Source organism: Massilia forsythiae (assembly GCF_012849555.1).
Taxonomy (GTDB): domain Bacteria; phylum Pseudomonadota; class Gammaproteobacteria; order Burkholderiales; family Burkholderiaceae_D; genus Telluria; species Telluria forsythiae.
Window position 1 is genome coordinate 6,002,766 of the sequence record NZ_CP051685.1, and the last position, 18,158, is coordinate 6,020,923.

Here is an 18,158-nt window from a genome sequence, read left to right on the forward strand (position 1 = left end):
CCCAGCTCGAAGGGGGATTCGGAAACCGTGGCGCGCCGCTTTTGCAACGCGCAGCAGGTTGACGATTCCCGCTTAGTGTAGAGACTTATGCAGGCCTTGTAAATCGTAGACCCGCAACTCGTCCAGGTGGCGCATGCCCTGCACCGCCGCCTCGGCGCCGGCGATGGTGGTGTAGGTCACCACGCGCGCCTGCAGGGCCGAGGTACGGATCGCGCGCGAATCGGTGATCGCACTGCGCTTTTCCTCGACCGTGTTCACCACCATCGCGATCTCGTGGTTCTTGATCATGTCGACGATGTGCGGACGGCCCTCGATCACCTTGTTTACCGGCGCCACCGGGATGCCGGCCGCGGCGATCACGGCCGCGGTGCCCTTGGTCGCCACCAGCGAGAAACCGAGGTCGACCAGGTCGCGCGCCACCTTCACGGTGCGTGGCTTGTCCGAGCCCTTCACCGACAGGAACACGCGGCCCGAGGTCGGCAGGTTGATGCTGGCCGCCAGCTGCGACTTGACGAAGGCTTCGCCGAAGGTTGCGCCCACGCCCATCACCTCGCCGGTCGACTTCATTTCCGGTCCGAGGATGGTGTCCACGCCCGGGAACTTCACGAACGGGAACACCGCTTCCTTGACGCTGTAGAACGGCGGCGTGATCTCTTTCGTGATGCCCTGGCTGGCCAGGCTCTGGCCGGCCATGCAGCGCGCCGCGATCTTGGCCAGCTGCAGTCCGGTGGCTTTCGAGACGAACGGTACGGTGCGCGAGGCGCGCGGGTTCACTTCCAGGACGTACACGGTGTCCTGCAGCTTGCCCTCGACCTGCTGCTGCTGGATTGCGAACTGCACGTTCATCAGGCCGACCACGTTCAGGCCCGTGGCCATCAGCGCGGTCTGGCGCTTCAGTTCGTCGATGGTCTCTTGCGACAGCGAGTACGGCGGCAGCGAGCAGGCCGAGTCGCCCGAGTGTACGCCGGCCTGTTCGATGTGTTCCATCACGCCGCCGATGAAGGTGGCGTCGCCGTCCGAGATGCAGTCGACGTCGACTTCGATGGCGTCGTTCAGGAAGCGGTCCAGCAGCACCGGCGAATCGTTCGAGACCTTGACCGCTTCGCGCATGTAGCGCTCCAGGTCGCGCTGCTCGTGCACGATCTCCATCGCCCGTCCGCCCAGCACGTACGAAGGACGCACCACCAGCGGGTAGCCGATCTCGGTGGCCAGCGCCAGCGCCTCGGCCTCGGTGCGCGCGGTGCGGTTCGGCGGCTGGCGCAGGCCCAGGTCCTGCAGCAGCTTCTGGAAGCGCTCGCGGTCCTCGGCGGCATCGATCATGTCCGGGGTGGTGCCGATGATCGGCACGCCGTTGGCTTCCAAGTCGAGCGCCAGCTTCAGCGGGGTCTGGCCGCCGTACTGCACGATCACGCCTTCCGGCTTTTCCAGGTCGACGATTTCCAGCACGTCTTCCAGCGTCAGCGATTCGAAGTACAGGCGGTCCGAGGTGTCGTAGTCAGTCGACACGGTCTCCGGATTGCAGTTGACCATGATGGTCTCGTAGCCGTCCTCGCGCATGGCGAGCGCGGCGTGCACGCAGCAATAATCGAACTCGATGCCCTGGCCGATCCGGTTCGGGCCGCCGCCCAGCACCATGATCTTCTTTTTATCCGTCGGGTTCGACTCGCATTCCTCGTCGTAGGTCGAGTACATGTAGGCGGTGTCGGTCGAGAACTCGGCGGCACAGGTGTCGACGCGTTTATATACCGGACGGATGCCGAGCGCGTGGCGCTTCTCGCGCACGGCCTGCGCGGTGGTGTGCATCAGGAAGGCCAGGCGGCGGTCCGAGAAGCCCTTCTGTTTCAATTTGTACAGCGTCGGCTTGTCCAGGCCGTCCAGCTTCTGGTGGTCCAGCCACAGCTCGATGTCGACGATTTCCTTGATCTGGATGAGGAACCACGGATCGATCTTGGTGAGGCCGTGCACCTCTTCCAGCGTAAAACCCTGGGCGAAGGCGTCGCCCACGTACCAGATGCGCTCCGGTCCCGGCTCGCCCAGCTCTTCCTCGATGACTTCGCGGTCGCGCGTCTTTTCGTTGAGGCCGTCGACGCCGACTTCGAGGCCGCGCAGCGCCTTCTGGAACGATTCCTGGAAGGTGCGGCCCATCGCCATCACCTCGCCCACCGATTTCATCTGGGTGGTCAGGTGCTTGTCGGCTGCCGGGAATTTTTCGAAGGCGAAGCGCGGGATCTTGACGACCACGTAGTCGATCGACGGTTCGAACGAGGCCGGGGTGGCGCCGCCGGTGATCTCGTTGCGCAGCTCGTCCAGCGTGAAGCCGACCGCCAGCTTGGCCGCGACCTTGGCGATCGGGAAGCCGGTGGCTTTCGAGGCCAGCGCCGAGGAACGCGACACGCGCGGGTTCATCTCGATGACGATCATGCGGCCATCGTTCGGGTTGATCGCGAACTGCACGTTCGAGCCGCCGGTGTCGACGCCGATCTCGCGCAGCACCGCGATCGAGGCGTTGCGCATGATCTGGTATTCCTTGTCGGTCAGCGTCTGCGCCGGCGCCACGGTGATCGAGTCGCCGGTGTGCACGCCCATCGGATCGAGGTTCTCGATCGAGCAGATGATGATGCAGTTGTCCGCCTTGTCGCGCACCACTTCCATCTCGTACTCTTTCCAGCCCAGCAGCGACTCTTCGATCAAGAGTTCCGAGGTCGGCGAGGCTTCCAGGCCGCGCTTGCAGATCGCCTCGAATTCCTCTTCGTTGTAGGCGATGCCGCCGCCCGAGCCGCCCATCGTGAAGGACGGACGGATGATGGCCGGGAAGCCCAGCTCGCGCTGCACCGCACGCGATTCCTCCATCGAGTGGGCCACGCCGGAACGCGCCGAACCCAGGCCGATCTTGGTCATCGCATCCTTGAACTTGGAGCGATCCTCGGCCTTGTCGATGGCTTCCGGGCTGGCGCCGATCAGCTCGACGTCGTACTTCTCCAGCACGCCGTGGCGGTGCAGGTCGAGCGCGCAATTGAGCGCGGTCTGGCCGCCCATGGTCGGCAGGATCGCGTCCGGGCGCTCCTTGGCGATGATGCGCTCGACCACCTTCCAGGTGATCGGCTCGATGTAGGTGACGTCGGCCGTTTCCGGGTCCGTCATGATGGTCGCCGGGTTGGAATTCACCAGGATGACCTTGTAGCCCTCTTCGCGCAGGGCCTTGCAAGCCTGGGCGCCGGAGTAATCGAACTCCACCGCCTGGCCGATGACGATCGGGCCCGCGCCGATGATCAGGATGCTGTTGATATCACTACGTTTTGGCATTTATTTTTCTCCGCGGGCGGCACTCGTGTGCTTGCTCATGTTGCTAATGAAACGATCGAACAGATAACTCACGTCGGTCGGTCCGGGCGAGGCTTCCGGGTGGCCCTGGAAGCAGAACGCCGGCTTGTCGGTGCGCTCGAAGCCCTGCAGCGAGCCGTCGAACAGCGACACGTGGGTCACGCGGCAATTCGCCGGCAGGGTCGCCGCGTCCACCGCGAAGCCGTGGTTCTGCGACGTGATCAAGACCTGCTTCGAATCCAGGTCCTGCACCGGGTGGTTGGCGCCGTGGTGGCCGAACTTCATCTTGACAGTCTTGGCGCCGGAAGCCAGCGCCATGATCTGGTGGCCGAGGCAGATGCCGAATGTCGGGATGCCCTGTTCGATCAGTTCGCGCGAGGCTTCGATCGCATAGGTGCAGGGCGCCGGATCGCCGGGGCCGTTGGCCAGGAAGATGCCGTCCGGGTTCAGGGCCAGGGCGTCGGCGGCCGTGGATTGCGCCGGCAGCACGGTGACCTTGCAGCCGCGCTCGGCCAGCATGCGCAGGATGTTGCGCTTGACGCCATAGTCGAAGGCGACCACGTGGAAGGTCGGCTTGTCCTGCTTGCCGAAGCCTTCGCCCAGCTTCCATTCGGTTTCAAGGAATTCATACGGCGCCTTGACCGAGACGACTTTGGCCAGGTCCATGCCGTTCAGGCCCGGGAACGAACGCGCCAGTTCCAGCGCCTGCGTTTCCGACGGCTCGTTGCCCTGCGTGCCCGTCAGGATGGCGCCGTTCTGGGCGCCCTTCTCGCGCAGCAAACGGGTCAATTTACGCGTGTCGATGCCGGCGATGGCGACCGTGTTTTCCTGCTTCAGGTAGTCCGACAGCGATTGGGTCGAGCGGAAGTTCGACGCCAGCAGCGGCAGGTCGCGGATGATCAGGCCGGCGGCATGCACCTTCGACGCTTCCACGTCGGCCGGGTTGACGCCCTGGTTGCCGATGTGCGGATAGGTCAGCGTGACGATCTGGCGCAAGTAGCTGGGGTCGGTCAGGATTTCCTGGTAGCCGGTGATGGCGGTGTTGAACACCACCTCCCCGATCGTGTGACCGGCGGCGCCAATCGAATATCCTTTGAAAATGGTTCCGTCTGCGAGGGCCAGGATGGCTGGAACAGCTGGGCCGGAAAAAAATGGCGGCAAGGGCAACTCCCGTTAAAGTTGCCGTAGCTGCGCCACGTCAGACCGTTCTGCATGCGTGTGGGCCGTCGTCGGGCCCGGATTGCAGGTCGTTAGAGAGGGGAATGGGTGGGTAGTCGCTACGGCAGATAAGTGATGGCTAAACCTCTGAATTATAGCGCGATTTGCGCCCGCCCGCAATCGACGCGCCGCCATCGGCGGCGGCGCGTTGACAGGTTTACAAGCCGAGCGCGGCGATGCCGGCCTTGGCGATCTGCGCATCTTGCGCCGCCTTCACGCCCGACACGCCGACCGCGCCCACGGTATGGCCGTCGACCACGATCGGCACGCCGCCTTCCAGCACGCCGTTGAGTTCCGGCGCGCGCAAGAAGGCGAAGCGGCCGTTGTTGATCATCTCTTCGTAGATCTTCGATTCGCGCTGGCCGAGCGCGGCGGTCTTGGCCTTTTCCGGGGCGATGTGGCTTGAGATGGGCGCGGCGCCGTCCAGGCGCTGCAGCCACAGCGGATGGCCGCCGTCGTCGCAGATGGCGATCACGACCTTCCAGCCGTTCGACAGCGCTTCCTGCTCGGCGGCGGCGGCGATCTTCTTGATGTCTTCCAGGGTCAGGATGGGTTTGGTCTGCATGATGGTCTCCTCGTGGTTCGGTGATGAAAATGCTCAGGGAGCGGGCGCGAACTGTTTCGCGCGCAGCCTGGCCTTAATCTGCGGCATGACCGCGGCGGCGGCCTGCTCGCCCGCCAGCACTGCCAGGTTGCGGCCGGCGAAGTCGGCGCTGCCCATGGTGCCCAGCGAAGGGGTAATGACGATATCGGCGTCGCGCAGCTCGTGCTGGTTGAGGCGCTGGCCCATGATGGTGAAGGTCTGCATCAGCACGTCCACCGAACTGGCCGTGGCCTGGGCTTCGGTGGCGCTCGAGATGTTCACCGCGATGATGAATTCGGCGCCCATCTCCTTGGCGAAGCGCACCGGTACCGGCGCCACCAGGCCGCCGTCGACATAGGTGCGTCCGCCGATGCTCACCGGCTGGAACACGCTCGGCACCGCCGACGAGGCGCGCACCGCCTGGCCGGTGTTCCCGCGCCGGAACAGGATCGGCTGGCCGGTCTTGAGGTCGGTGGCCACCGCGCCGAACGGAATCTTGAGTTTTTCGATCGGCTGGTTGCGCACGGTCTTGTTGACGTAGGCCTGCAGCGCCTCGCCCTTCAGTACGCCGGGCGCCTTGCTGAAGAACGGGATCGCCCAGTCGGAAATCGACGCCTCGTCCATCTCCAGCGCCATGCGCTGCAGCGTGAAGCCGTTGTAGCCGGCCGCGTACATGGCGCCCACCACCGAGCCGGCGCTGGTGCCGACCACGATGTCGGGCACGATGCCCTGCGCCTCGAGCGCCTTGATCACGCCGATGTGGGCGAACCCGCGCGCGGCGCCGCCGCCGAGGGCCAGTCCGATCTTCACGTGGCGCGCGACCGGCTGCGGCGCGGGGACGGCGGCGACGGGCGCGGCGGGTTGGGTGGGGGTGGAACCGCAGCCGGCCAGCAGGGCGGCGGCGAACGCGGACAGGGCGCAGCGGCGGGAAAGGGTCATCCGGGAATCGCGTGGGCAGGCAAAGTGGGGATTGTAACCCGATCCTTCGCAATAGCGTGGCGACGCGAAATTTCACTCTATTGCGCTGTCAGCTTGGGTCCCCGCCTGCGCGGGGACGACGGCTTCGAGGTGTGCTCTAGGAAAAGCGCCGACTTTTACCGACAGCCTTCGATCCGTCGTCCCCGCGAAGGCGGGGACCCATGCTCGGCTTCAGAATTGCAAACGCCGGCATGCCACGAGCGCCGCCAAAACCGGCACCACCCCGTGAAACTCACCCCGTGAAACTCACCCCGGCAACGACGTATTCGGCAGCGACGCCGTGAACACGCTGCCCTGCCCCGGCGCCGAGCGGATCGCCAGCTTGCCGCCGTGCCTGAGCAATACGTGCTTGACGATCGCCAGCCCCAGCCCGGTGCCTTGCGTCTCGCGCGAGCGGCTCTTGTCGACGCGGTAGAAGCGCTCGGTCAGGCGCGCGATGTGCTGCTCGTCGATGCCGATGCCGTCGTCCATCACCTCGAAGCGCAGGTCGTTGGGGCCGCGCGTCCAGGACAGGCGGATATGGCCGCCGGCCGGGGTGTAGCGCACCGCGTTGCTGGCCAGGTTGGCAAAAGCGCTGCGCAATTCGTCGGCACTGCCCATCACGTCGGGGCCGTCGACCACGAATTCGATGCGATGGCGTCCGCGCGACAACGCCGTCGCCTCGGCGGCCACGCCTTCCACCAGCGCGGCGATGTCGACCCGCTCGCGCTTGAGCAGGTATTCGTCCGACTCCAGGCGCGACAGCGTCAGCATGTCCTCGATCAGGCGCTGCATGCGCTCGGCCTGTTCGGTCATCAGCGTCAGGTGGGCGGTGCGCGTGGGCGCGTCCAGGCCGGGGTCGGCCAGCGCGATTTCCAGGAAGCCGACGATCACGGTCAGCGGCGTGCGCAGTTCGTGCGAGGCGTTGGCGATGAAGTCGCGCCGCATCGCTTCGATGCGCTCGGTCTCGGTGGCGTCGTGGGTGACCAGGATCTGTCTCCGGTTCTCGAACGGGATGATCTGCACCACCAGCTTGCGTCCGCGGAAGGCCAGCGTCAGCGGCTGCTCGTAGCGCCCCAGGATGATGTAGTCGACGAATTCCGGATGGCGGATCAGGTTGGTGACGCGGCGGCCCTTGTCGCGCTCCAGGGTCAGGCCCAGGTGGCGTTCGGCTGCCGGATTGCACCACTCCATGCGCAGCACGTCGTCCATGATCGCCACCCCTTCCGGAAGCAGGTGCATGGCCTGGCGGAAGCGCGCCAGCCATTCGTTGAGCTCTTCCTGGTGGCGCTCGTCGTCGCGGCGCAGGCGGTACAGGCGCGCGAACACGTCGGTCCAGGCGCCCCAGCCGTCCGGCAGGCGGCTGCTGTGCGGGTCGTCCAGCCATTCGCCCAGCTGGTGCAGGTAGGACAGCTGCACGAACAGCAGCACGATGGTGGTGGCCAGCGCCAGCGCCAGCCCGGCCAGGGGCCCGAGCAGCCACCAGACCACGCCGGACGCGGCCAGCACCATGCCGAGCCGCAGCGCGGCCGGCACCCAGAACAGCAATTTCGGATTCAAGGCGGAACTGACTTGCATGCTTTTACTTTTCTATTTTTCTTTTTCGCTCAGCATGTAGCCGACGCTGCGCACCGTCCGGATCAGCTTTTCCGCTTCCTTCAGCGCCTTGCGCAGCCGCAGCACGTGGACGTCGACGGTGCGCTCCTCGACCGCGGCGGCGTCGCCCCAGACCTTGTCGAGCAGCTGGCTGCGCGAGAACACGCGCTCGCGGTGCGCCATCAGGAACTTCAGCAGCCGGTATTCGGCGTTGCCCATGTCGAGCTGGCGTCCTTCCAGCGTCACCGTGCAGCTGGCCGGATCGAGCGTGAGCGCGCCGGCCGACAGCGGCGCCTCGGCCAGGTGCGGGCTCTTGCGCCGCAACAGCGCCTTGGAGCGCGCCAGCAGTTCGCGCGGCGAAAACGGTTTCGTCACGTAGTCGTCGGCCCCGGTGTTCAGGCCGGCGATCTTGTCCTCTTCCATGCTCTTGGCGGTCAGCATGATCACCGGCACGTCCTGGAAATCGCGGTCGCCGCGCAGGCGCGACAGCAGGCGCAGGCCGCTCTGGTCGGGCAGCATCCAGTCCAGCAGCAGCAGGTCCGGGCGCGCCTGCACGATCGACTCCCATGCCTGCGCCACGTTGCCGGCGCTGCGCACTTCCCAGCCGGTCTCGCGCAGCGAATAACTGACCAGCGCGACGATGGCCGGCTCGTCCTCGACGATCAGGACGCTCGTGTTGGCCGCCATCGCTCAGCCGGCGCCCTTGCCGGCGGCGACCGCGGCCGGCTTGCAGTGGCGGATGTCGCGGCCCTCGACCACGTAGATCACGTATTCCGCGATGTTCTTGGCATGGTCGCCGATGCGCTCGATGGCCTTGGCCACCCACAGCGTGTCGAGCGCCGCCGAGATGGTGCGCGGGTCTTCCATCATGAAGGTGATCATGTTGCGCAGGATGGTGCGGAACTCGTAGTCGATCTCGTCGTCCTGGGCGATGATCTGCAGCGCCGACTTGCCGTCCAGGCGCGCGAACGCGTCCAGCGCGTCGTGCAGCATGTCGGCGGTGGCGCGCGAGATGGTGCGCACGATGTCGTAGTGGTTGAAGCTGACCAGGCCGCGCTCGTGCAGGCTCTTGGCCGTACGCGCGATCTTGCTGGCTTCGTCGCCGACGCGCTCGAGGTCGGTGATCACCTTGATGGTGGCCATCACGGTGCGCAGGTCGTTGGCGGTCGGCTGGCGGCGCACGATCAGGTGGCTGCAGGCGTCGTCCAGCTGCACCTCGAGCTGGTTGACGGCCTGGTCGTCCGCCATCACCTTGTCGGCCAGCTGGGCGTTATCGACGCGGAAGGCATTCAGCGCCTCGTCGAACTGGGTTTCCACCATGCCGCCCATCAGCAGCACCTTGGAGCGGATGCCTTCGAGTTCGTGGTCGTACTGCTTGGAAGAGTGATCGCCTACCATGTTGTGCTTCCTGTATGTAGATGGATATTACATTACTAGGCTGTCCATAGCCTAGCGCCAGCGTCTCGGGGGTCTCGACGACCGTCGCGAGCGGCGGCAGGGGTGGTTGAGAAGCGCAGCCGTACTCCTGTACGGCCGGTCCGCCGTAGCGGAGCATCGCAAACCGGCCCTGCAACGCGCAGCAGGTTGCCGAGCCCCCTATCCAAAGCGGCCGGTGATGTAGTCCTGCGTTTCCTTGCGCGTGGGATTGATGAACAACTGGTCGGTCTCGCCGAATTCGACCAGTTCGCCCAGGTACATGTAGGCGGTGTAGTCCGAGCAGCGCGCCGCCTGCTGCATGTTGTGGGTCACGATGGCGATCGTGTAATCCTGCTTCAGCTCGCTGATCAATTCCTCGATCTTGGCGGTCGAGATCGGGTCCAGCGCCGAGGTCGGCTCGTCCAGCAGCAGCACGTCCGGCTTCACCGCCACGCCGCGCGCGATGCACAAGCGCTGCTGCTGGCCGCCGGACAGCGACAGGCCGCTCTTGTTCAGCTTATCCTTCACCTCGGTCCACAGCGCCGCTTTCTTCAGTGCCCATTCGACGCGCTCGTCCATTTCTCCCTTGGACAGCTTTTCGTACAGGCGCACGCCGAAGGCGATGTTGTCGTACACCGACATCGGGAACGGGGTCGGCTTCTGGAACACCATGCCGACCTTGGCGCGCAGCATGTTGACGTCCACGCCCGGCTCCAGGATGTTGCGTCCGCGGTAGAGGATGCTGCCTTCGGCGCGCTGGCCGGGGTACAGATCGTACATGCGGTTCAGCGTGCGCAGCAGGGTCGACTTGCCGCAGCCGGACGGGCCGATGAAGGCGGTCACCTGCTTGTCGTGGATCGCCAGGCTGACGTTCTTCAGGCTCTGGGTCTTGCCGTAGTAAAAATTCAGGCCGGCGATATCGATGGTCCTGGTCTTCGGCTGGCCGGCGGCCTGGTTCACGTTCACGGCTTGCATGGCGGGTGTCGAAATAAAGGCGGACTGGTTCATCTTGGTCATCATCACGGATTCTTTTGGCGGAACACGGTCCGCGACAGGATATTCAGGAGCAGCACGCTGAAGGTCACCAGCAACGCCCCGCCCCAGGCGATCGACTGCCAATCGTCGTACGGGCTCATGGCGAAGCGGTAGATCACCACCGGCAGGTTGGCCATCGGCTGGTTCATGTCGGCAGTGAAGAACTGGTTGTTGAGCGCGGTGAACAGCAGCGGCGCGGTCTCGCCGGCGATACGCGCCACGGCCAGCAGCACGCCGGTGACCACGCCCGCCTTGACCGCGCGCAGGCGCACCGTCAGCGCCACCTTCCAGCGCGGCGCGCCCAGCGCGAACGCGGCTTCCAGCAGGCTGTTAGGCACCAGGTGCAGCATGTTGTCGGTGGTGCGCACCACCACCGGGATCGCGATCAGGGACAGCGCGATGGTGCCGGCGTAGCCGGAAAAATGCTGCACCTTGGCCACGTACAGCGCGTACACGAACAGGCCGATCACGATCGACGGCGCCGACAGCATGATGTCGGTGACGAAGCGGGTGACGGCGGCGAAGCGGTTGTTCTGGCCGTATTCCGCCAGGTAGATGCCGGCCAGGATGCCGATCGGGGTGCTGACCAGGGTCGACAGGCCGACCATCAGCAGGCTGCCGAGGATGGCGTTGCGCAGGCCGCCGGCACTGCCGGGCGCCGGCGTGTCCAGCGAGAACAGCGTGTGCGACAGCGCGCCGACGCCGTGGATCAGCAGGGTGGCCAGGATCCAGGCCAGGAAGCCCAGGCCGACGGCCATCGCGCCGATCGACAGCGCGATGCCGATGCGGTGGCCGAGCAGGCGGCGGCGGTAGACGGGGTTTTTCGCGCCGGCGTCCATGGCGGTATGTACGGTGGTGTCCATCATTTCGCCCCTTCCTTGCGCGACATCCCGAGCAGCATCAGCTTGGCGGCCGACAGCACGATGAAGGTGATCGCGAACAGGATCAGGCCCAGCGCGAACAGCGAGGACACGTGCAGCGGCGAGCTGGCTTCGGCGAATTCGTTGGCCAGCGTCGAGGAAATCGAATTGCCGGCGGCGAACAGCGACAGCGACAGTTCGTTGGCGTTGCCGATCACGAAGGTGACGGCCATGGTCTCGCCCAGCGCGCGGCCCAGGCCCAGCATCACGCCGCCGACCACGCCGGCGCGGGTGTACGGCAGCACCACCTTGCGCACCACTTCCCACTTGGTGCAGCCGAGGCCGTAGGCCGATTCCTTGAGCACGGTCGGCACGATCTCGAACACGTCGCGCATCACCGAGGCGATGAAGGGGATGATCATGATCGCCAGGATCAGGCCGGCGGTCAGCACGCCCAGGCCCATGGTCGGGCCCTGGAACAGCGGACCGACGACCGGCAGCACGCCCAGCGTGTGCTTGAGCAGCGGCTGCACGTGGTCGCCGAAGATCGGCGCGAACACGAACAGGCCCCACATGCCGTAGATGATCGACGGCACGCCGGCCAGCAGCTCGACCGCCATGCCCATCGGGCGGCGCAGCCAGGCCGGGCAGATCTCGGTCAGGAACAGCGCGATGCCGAAGCTGATCGGGAACGCCACCAGCAGCGCGATGACCGAGGTCGCCAGCGTGCCGGTGATGGCAATGAGGGCGCCGAACTTATCGTTGACCGGATCCCATTCGGCGCTGGCGATGAAGGCCGGGCCGAATTCGCGGAAGGCCGGCGCGGCGCCGATCGCCAGCGAGATGATGATGCCGACCAGGACCACCAGCACCGAGGCGGCGAACAGCAAGGTCACCTTGTGGAAGATGAAGTCCTGCATCCTTTGCGTGCGCATGGTGCTGCGCAGCGCGGCGTGGCTGGCGTCGTCCAGCCCGGCGGGCCGGTCGGCGCCGCCGGCGGCGATCGCGGAATGTGCGTTCATGTCGTTGTTCACTGCGTTGTTGACTGTTTTGCTGCTCGTGTTTTTACTGCTCGTGTTTTACTGCTCGTCCGTTGCTCGCCGTCGGGGCGTGCAAGCGGCGAACCGCGCCCACCCTCGCAGGGAGGGAAGGCGCGGCGCTCGCTTCACGCTGCCGGGCCGGCCTGCATCCGGCTTACCAGACGGCCTTGCCCGACGCATCCTTCATGTTGGCCTTCCAGGCATCCTGCACCAGCTTGGTGACGCTGGCGGGCAGCGGCACGTAGTCGAGGTCGGTGGCCGCGGCGGCGCCGTTCTTGAACGACCAGTCGAAGAAGCTCAGCACTTCCTTGCCCTTGGCCGCATCCGCCTGCTGCTTGTGCACCAGGATGTAGGACACGCCGGTGATCGGCCAGGCGGCCTTGCCCGGCTGGTCGGTCAGGACCACCGCGAAGCCCGGGGTCTTGGCCCAGTCGGCGTTGGCGGCGGCGGCCTTGAAGGCGTCGTCGTCCGGCTGCAGGTAGGCGCCGTCGCGGTTCTTCAGCTGGGTGTGCGCCATCTTGTTCTTCTTGGCATAGGCCCACTCGACGTAGCCGATCGAACCCTTGATGCGCTGGACGTTGGCGGCGACGCCGTCGTTGCCCTTGCCGCCCACGCCGGTGGCCCACTTGACCGCGGTGCCGGCGCCGATCTTGGTCTTGAAGTCGGCGTTGGTCTTGGACAGGTAGTCGGTGAACAGGAACGAGGTGCCCGAGCTGTCGGCGCGGTGCACCACGGTGATGTCCTCGGCCGGCAGCTTGACGCCCGGGTTCAGGGCGGCGATCTGCTGGTCGTTCCACTTGGTGATCTTGCCGAGGTAGATGTCGGCGATGACCGGGCCGGTCAGCTTCATCTGGCCCGGAGCGATGCCGTCCAGGTTGACCACGGTGACCACGCCGCCCATGATGGCCGGGAACTGGAACAGGCCGGCCTGGTTCAGCTCGTCGGCTGCCAGCGGCATGTCCGAAGCGCCGAAGTCGACCGTCTTGGCCTTGATCTGCTTGATGCCCGCGCCCGAGCCGACCGACTGGTAGTTCAGGCCGTTGCCGCTGGCCTTCTTGTACATTTCGGCCCACTTGGCGTAGATCGGATACGGGAACGTGGCGCCCGCACCGGTGATGTCGGCAGCCAGCGCGGCGTTGGCCGCAAAGGCGGCCGAGGTGCCGATGATGATGGTAGCCAGCAGTTGCTTCATGCGCATATCAAGTCCTTGATGGAGTGTTGACGAGGGTTGAAATCCTTGAATGCTGCGCAGTGTAATGAGCAAATATGACGCCTTTATGACATGGCTTGTCATGAAACGATGACACGCGCCGCGGCACCGCCTGGCGCGTGTCATACAAGAGGCCGCCGGCTGTCATAAATGGTAGAGACCGCTTGCAGGGGGCCGCGAGCAGGCGGAAGAAGAAAAAGCTCCTTGTAAAGACGCCGGTCCCTGCTACCCTGAAAGCATGATCAACACCACGGGAGGGTTCGCTGAACGGCGTTTCGAGTCATGATTGTCGGGTTGTTTGTTACAGGCGTATTAAGCGGCATCGCCGGCCTGGTCCTCTTCGAAGCCATCGTCGAGGGACGTGGTTGCTCGGGCAAGCTGCAAGACCGCTATCACGAATAGCGCAGGACCGCTCGGTTCTTTACCAAGGCAAAAACAAAAGCGGCGAGGCCATCGAGGCACTCGCCGCTTTTCGCGTGGCTGGCCGGTACGAATCCCTAGCGCAGGAAGCGCGCCAGGTGGCCCATGGCCTTCAGGTCGAGGTTGACGAACTGGAAACCGACCTTGAATTCGCCGCCGCCGAAGATGCAGTACATGACCTTCACGCGCGCCTGCAGCGTCGCCGGCCTGCCCTCCACCAGCAGGTCGAAGCCGACCTGGGCGCCCTGCCCCACCTGCAGCGGCTGCTGCAGCGTGACGCTGACGCCGTTGGCGCCGATGTCCGCCGTGCGCGCCGGCAGCGGCGCTTGCCCCTCCAGCGCCACCAGCGCCTTGACCTTGAGGATCTTGCGCGCCGATTGTCGTTGTTCCGTAAACACCATCTACCCCTGCCTTGCGAACGAGGCAGCGATTATAGTGCAATTTGGCAACACCGTCATGAGGGAGGCCGGCTCAATCCAGCTCGCGCAGCTTGCTGAAGGCCTGGTCGATGCGCTCCACCGCGATGATGGTCATGCCCTCAATCGGCTGCTTGGGCGCGTTGGCCTTGGGAATCACCGCCACCGAGAAGCCCAGCTTGGCCGCTTCGCGCAGGCGCTCCTGGCCGCGTGGCGCGGGGCGGATCTCGCCGGCCAGGCCGACCTCGCCGAACACCACCAGCCCGCGCGGCAGCGGCTTGTTGCGCATCGAAGAATTGATTGCCAGCAACACGGCCAGGTCGGCCGCCGGTTCGGTGATCTTGACGCCACCCACCGCGTTGATGAACACGTCCTGGTCGAAGGCGGCGATGCCGGCATGGCGGTGCAGCACCGCCAGCAGCATCGCCAGGCGATTCTGTTCCAGGCCCACCGACAGCCGGCGCGCGTTCGGCAGGTGGCTGGCGTCGACCAGCGCCTGCACCTCGACCAGCAGCGGGCGCGTGCCTTCCTGGGTCACCATCACGCAGGAACCCGGCACCTGGCTGTCGTGCTGCGACAGGAACAGCGCCGACGGGTTCGAGACGCCCTTCAGCCCCTTTTCCGTCATCGCGAACACGCCCAGCTCGTTGACCGCGCCGAAGCGGTTCTTGATCGCCCGCACCAGGCGGTAGCTGCTCTGGGTGTCGCCCTCGAAGTACAACACGGTGTCGACGATGTGCTCCAGCACGCGCGGGCCGGCCAGCGCGCCTTCCTTGGTCACGTGGCCGACCAGGATGATGGTCACGCCGGTCTGCTTGGCCACGCGCGTGAGCTGGGCCGCACACTCGCGCACCTGAGAGACCGAGCCCGGCGCCGAGGTCAGCGCGTCCGAGTACAGGGTCTGGATCGAGTCGATCACCGCCACGTCCGGCTTCAGGTCCGCCAGCGTGCCGAGGATCTTTTCCAGCTGGATCTCGGCCTGCAGCTTGAGGTCCTTCGCTTCCACCTGCAGGCGGCGCGCGCGCAGCGCGATCTGGGCGCCGGACTCCTCGCCCGACACGTACAGCGTATTGCGCGTGGCCGCCAGGCTCGACAGCGCCTGCAGCAGCAGGGTCGACTTGCCGATGCCGGGATCGCCGCCGATCAACACCACGCCGCCGGAGACCAGGCCGCCGCCCAGCACGCGGTCGAATTCCTCGATGCCGGTGCCGAAGCGCGGCACGTCGATCGCCTCGATGTCCTTGAGCGACAGCACGGGCGCGGTCTGCGCCAGGCTTTTATGATGCTGGGTCTGCGACATGCGGTTCAGGCCCGCGGTCTCGACCTGTTCGGTCATGGTGTTCCAGGCCTTGCAGTCTGGACATTGCCCGCTCCAGCGGCTGGCGACGGCGCCGCACTCGCTGCAAACGAAACTGGTACGTGGTTTAGCCATGTCGGTGTGGAATCCAGTGTTGGGTAACTAATGTATACGGGAGCGGCCGCGGTCGGGCAGCGATCGCGGCCGGCGCCGGACGGAAGGCCCGTCTCAGTCGCTGTCGACGCGCCCTTCGGCCACGCGCACGCGCGGGGCCAGCGCACACATCAACTCGTAGCCGATGGTGCCGGCGGCCTGCGCCACCTCGTCGATCGGCAAACCGTCGCCCCAGAGTGTGACCTTGCTGCCCACGCGCGCGTTCGGCACCGGCGACAGGTCGACCGTCATCATGTCCATCGAGACGCGCCCGACCAGGCTGGTGCGCACGCCGTCGACCAGCACCGGCGTGCCGTGCCCGGCATGGCGCGGATAACCGTCGGCATAGCCGCAGGCCACCACGCCCACCGTCATCGGCCCGGGCGCCTGGAAGCGGCTGCCGTAGCCGACGCTGTCGCCGGCCTCGAGTTCCTGGATGCCGATGATCTCGGATTTCAGGGTCATGGTCGGCAGCAGGCCGAAGTCGGCGGCCGGGCGTGCGCCGGGCGTGCCGCCATACAGCATGATGCCGGGGCGCACCCAGTCGTTGTGCAGCTCGCCCGCCTCGTCGCCGAACAGCGCGGCCTGGTGCAGCACGCCGCCCGAATTCGACAGGCTGCGCTCGCCCGGCAAGCCGTCGGCGCCCTGGCGGAAGCGGCGCACCTGTTCGCCGATCGACAGGCGCGGATGCTCCAGCTCGTCGGCATTGGCGAAGTGCGTCATCAGCGTGATGTGGCGGATGCCGCGGATCGCGCGCAGGCGCGCGTAGGCGGTGCGGAATTCGTCGGGACGGAAACCGAGACGGTTCATGCCGGTGTTCATCTTCAGTTGCACGTCGATCGGCCGGTACAGCTGGGTATATTCGAGCATCTTGATTTGCTCCAGGCAGTGCACGGTGCTGTTGATGTTGTACTCGGCCAGCAGCGGCACGTCGGACGCGTCGAAGATTCCTTCCAGCAGCAAGATCGGCTTGACCCAGCCCAGTTCGCGCAGGCGCAGCGCGTTCTCGGTCTCGATCAGCGCCAGGCCGTCGGCCTGCACGAAGCCGCGCATGCCGCGCTCCAGGCCATGGCCATAGGCATTCGCCTTGACCACCGCCCAGATCCTGGCCGCCGGCGCAAACGTGCGGGCACGGACCAGGTTGCGCTGCATGGCGTCGAGGTGGATGGTGGCGTGGAGAGGACGGGGCATGGACGGCAGATGGGGTCGGATGACAGCAAACAAAGAGGGATCGAACGAACGGTCTATTTTAACGCTGCCATTGAAATGGCGTATTGTCGATTATTTTGGTGGCGCGACCTTTCATGGTATAAAGCAACCCACACTAGTTTTTAGAACGTCTCAATGAATCGCGGTTTTTATACCATCATGGCGGCGCAGTTCTTCTCGTCGCTGGCCGATAACGCGCTCATCTTTGTCGCGATCGGCCTGCTGACGGCAATGAACGCACCGGCGGAGCTGACTCCGCTGTTGAAACTGTCTTTCGCGCTGTTCTACGTCGTGCTGGCCGCGTTCGTGGGCGCGTTCGCCGACTCGATGCCCAAGGGCCGGGTCATGTTCATCGCCAACCTGATCAAGGTGGCCGGCTGCAGCCTGATCTTCGTCGGCGTGCACCCCCTGATCGCCTGCGCGGTGGTCGGCTTCGGCGCCGCCGTGTATTCTCCCGCCAAGTACGGCATCCTGACCGAACTGCTGCCGCCGGAAAAGCTGGTGGCCGCCAACGGCTGGATCGAGGGCCTGACCGTGATGTCGATCATCTTCGGCACCGTGATGGGCGGCCTGCTGGTCGGCACCCATGGCGGCGCCTGGCTGGCAAGTCTCGACTTTCCCTTCATCGACACACCGATCAACAGCCCGACGCGCGCCTCGCTGGCGGTGCTGATCGGCGTGTACGCGCTGGCGGCCGGCTTCAACCTGCGCATCCCGGACACCGGCGCCCGCTACGAACACCAGGAACGCAATCCTGCCAGGCTGATCGCCGACTTCGCCGAGTGCTCGTCGACGCTGTGGAAGGACAAGCTGGGCCAGATCTCGCTGGCCGTGACCACGCTGTTCTGGGGCGCCAGCGCCACCCTGCAGTTCGTGGTCATCAACTGGGCGGAACGCTCGCTGGATATGCCGCTCGACAAGGCGACCAGCCTGATCGGCGTGGTGGCGATCGGCGTGGCGGTCGGCGCCGCGCTGGCGGCCAAGGTCATTCCGCTGCGCAAGTCGCTGAGCGTGATCCCGCTCGGCATCATCATGGGCCTGGTGGTCACCAGCATGACCATGGTGCATTCGCTGTACGTGGCGGTGCCGCTGTTGATGATCATCGGCCTGCTGTCCGGCTTCTTCGTGGTGCCGATGAACGCCCTGCTGCAGCACCGCGGCCACGTCCTGATGAGCGCCGGCCACTCGATCGCGGTGCAGAACTTCAACGAAAACCTGTCGATCCTGTCGATGCTGGCGCTGTACGCCATCATGATCACGCTGAAGCTCGACCTGAACATCATCATCGTGCTGTTCGGGCTGTCGCTGGCCGGCATCATGTACCTGATCAAGCGCCGCCACACGGCCAACCAGCGCCAGCACGACTCGCTGGGGCTGATCGGCGAGCACAAGCACTGACTTCCAATTCGGGGTCAGAGCACAATGCT

At 65.6% G+C, this 18,158-nt stretch carries 15 protein-coding genes; 1 reads left to right on the top strand and 14 read right to left on the bottom strand.

The features are described 5' to 3' along the window. Positions 1–72: 72 nt before the first annotated feature. From carB to alr, 14 genes are all read right to left on the bottom strand, one after another. Positions 73–3,303: a carbamoyl-phosphate synthase large subunit gene (carB, locus tag HH212_RS25230; protein WP_170204974.1), complete on the bottom strand. Its 3,231-nt coding sequence runs from the start codon at positions 3,301–3,303 to the stop codon at positions 73–75. Then, positions 3,304–4,482, bottom strand: a complete 1,179-nt coding sequence (carA, locus tag HH212_RS25235; protein WP_170204975.1) for a glutamine-hydrolyzing carbamoyl-phosphate synthase small subunit — start codon at positions 4,480–4,482, stop codon at positions 3,304–3,306. A gap of 214 nt (positions 4,483–4,696) precedes the next feature. Next, a complete protein-coding gene (locus HH212_RS25240; protein WP_170204976.1) occupies positions 4,697–5,104 on the bottom strand; it encodes a GlcG/HbpS family heme-binding protein in 408 nt (135 codons plus the stop codon). A gap of 33 nt (positions 5,105–5,137) precedes the next feature. Beyond that, on the bottom strand, positions 5,138–6,061 hold the full coding sequence (locus tag HH212_RS25245; protein WP_170204977.1) for a patatin-like phospholipase family protein: 924 nt from the start codon (positions 6,059–6,061) through the stop codon (positions 5,138–5,140). Positions 6,062–6,346: 285 nt separating this feature from the next. Then, entirely contained in the window at positions 6,347–7,639 is a 1,293-nt protein-coding gene (phoR, locus tag HH212_RS25250) for a phosphate regulon sensor histidine kinase PhoR (RefSeq protein ID WP_170205690.1), read from the bottom strand. A gap of 30 nt (positions 7,640–7,669) precedes the next feature. Beyond that, positions 7,670–8,362 (bottom strand): response regulator, encoded by a 693-nt coding sequence (locus HH212_RS25255; RefSeq protein WP_170204978.1) that lies wholly within the window; start codon positions 8,360–8,362, stop codon positions 7,670–7,672. Between the two features lie 3 nt (positions 8,363–8,365). Next, positions 8,366–9,073 carry a phosphate signaling complex protein PhoU gene (gene phoU / locus HH212_RS25260; RefSeq protein WP_170204979.1) on the bottom strand — a complete coding sequence of 236 codons (708 nt, stop codon included), beginning with the start codon at positions 9,071–9,073 and terminating at the stop codon, positions 8,366–8,368. A gap of 198 nt (positions 9,074–9,271) precedes the next feature. Next, positions 9,272–10,066 (bottom strand): phosphate ABC transporter ATP-binding protein PstB, encoded by a 795-nt coding sequence (gene pstB, locus HH212_RS25265; protein ID WP_170205691.1) that lies wholly within the window; start codon positions 10,064–10,066, stop codon positions 9,272–9,274. A gap of 44 nt (positions 10,067–10,110) precedes the next feature. Then, complete coding sequence (gene pstA, locus HH212_RS25270) at positions 10,111–10,965, bottom strand: phosphate ABC transporter permease PstA (RefSeq protein WP_170205692.1); 855 nt, start codon at positions 10,963–10,965, stop codon at positions 10,111–10,113. Positions 10,966–10,988: 23 nt separating this feature from the next. Beyond that, positions 10,989–11,921, bottom strand: a complete 933-nt coding sequence (gene pstC / locus HH212_RS25275; RefSeq protein ID WP_229217775.1) for a phosphate ABC transporter permease subunit PstC — start codon at positions 11,919–11,921, stop codon at positions 10,989–10,991. Positions 11,922–12,180: 259 nt separating this feature from the next. Beyond that, the gene (gene pstS, locus HH212_RS25280; RefSeq protein WP_370663896.1) at positions 12,181–13,218 is read right to left on the bottom strand and encodes a phosphate ABC transporter substrate-binding protein PstS; all 1,038 of its coding nucleotides are present in this window, start codon (positions 13,216–13,218) and stop codon (positions 12,181–12,183) included. Positions 13,219–13,733: 515 nt separating this feature from the next. After that, positions 13,734–14,057, bottom strand: a complete 324-nt coding sequence (locus tag HH212_RS25285) for a PilZ domain-containing protein (protein WP_170204982.1) — start codon at positions 14,055–14,057, stop codon at positions 13,734–13,736. Between the two features lie 70 nt (positions 14,058–14,127). Then, positions 14,128–15,504 carry a DNA repair protein RadA gene (gene radA / locus HH212_RS25290; protein WP_170204983.1) on the bottom strand — a complete coding sequence of 459 codons (1,377 nt, stop codon included), beginning with the start codon at positions 15,502–15,504 and terminating at the stop codon, positions 14,128–14,130. A gap of 93 nt (positions 15,505–15,597) precedes the next feature. Then, on the bottom strand, positions 15,598–16,713 hold the full coding sequence (gene alr / locus HH212_RS25295) for an alanine racemase (protein WP_170204984.1): 1,116 nt from the start codon (positions 16,711–16,713) through the stop codon (positions 15,598–15,600). 153 nt (positions 16,714–16,866) lie between these two features. Between alr and lplT the strand changes: the two genes are divergently transcribed. Continuing rightward, complete coding sequence (lplT, locus tag HH212_RS25300) at positions 16,867–18,129, top strand: lysophospholipid transporter LplT (protein ID WP_170204985.1); 1,263 nt, start codon at positions 16,867–16,869, stop codon at positions 18,127–18,129. The last annotated feature ends 29 nt before the right edge of the window (positions 18,130–18,158 follow it).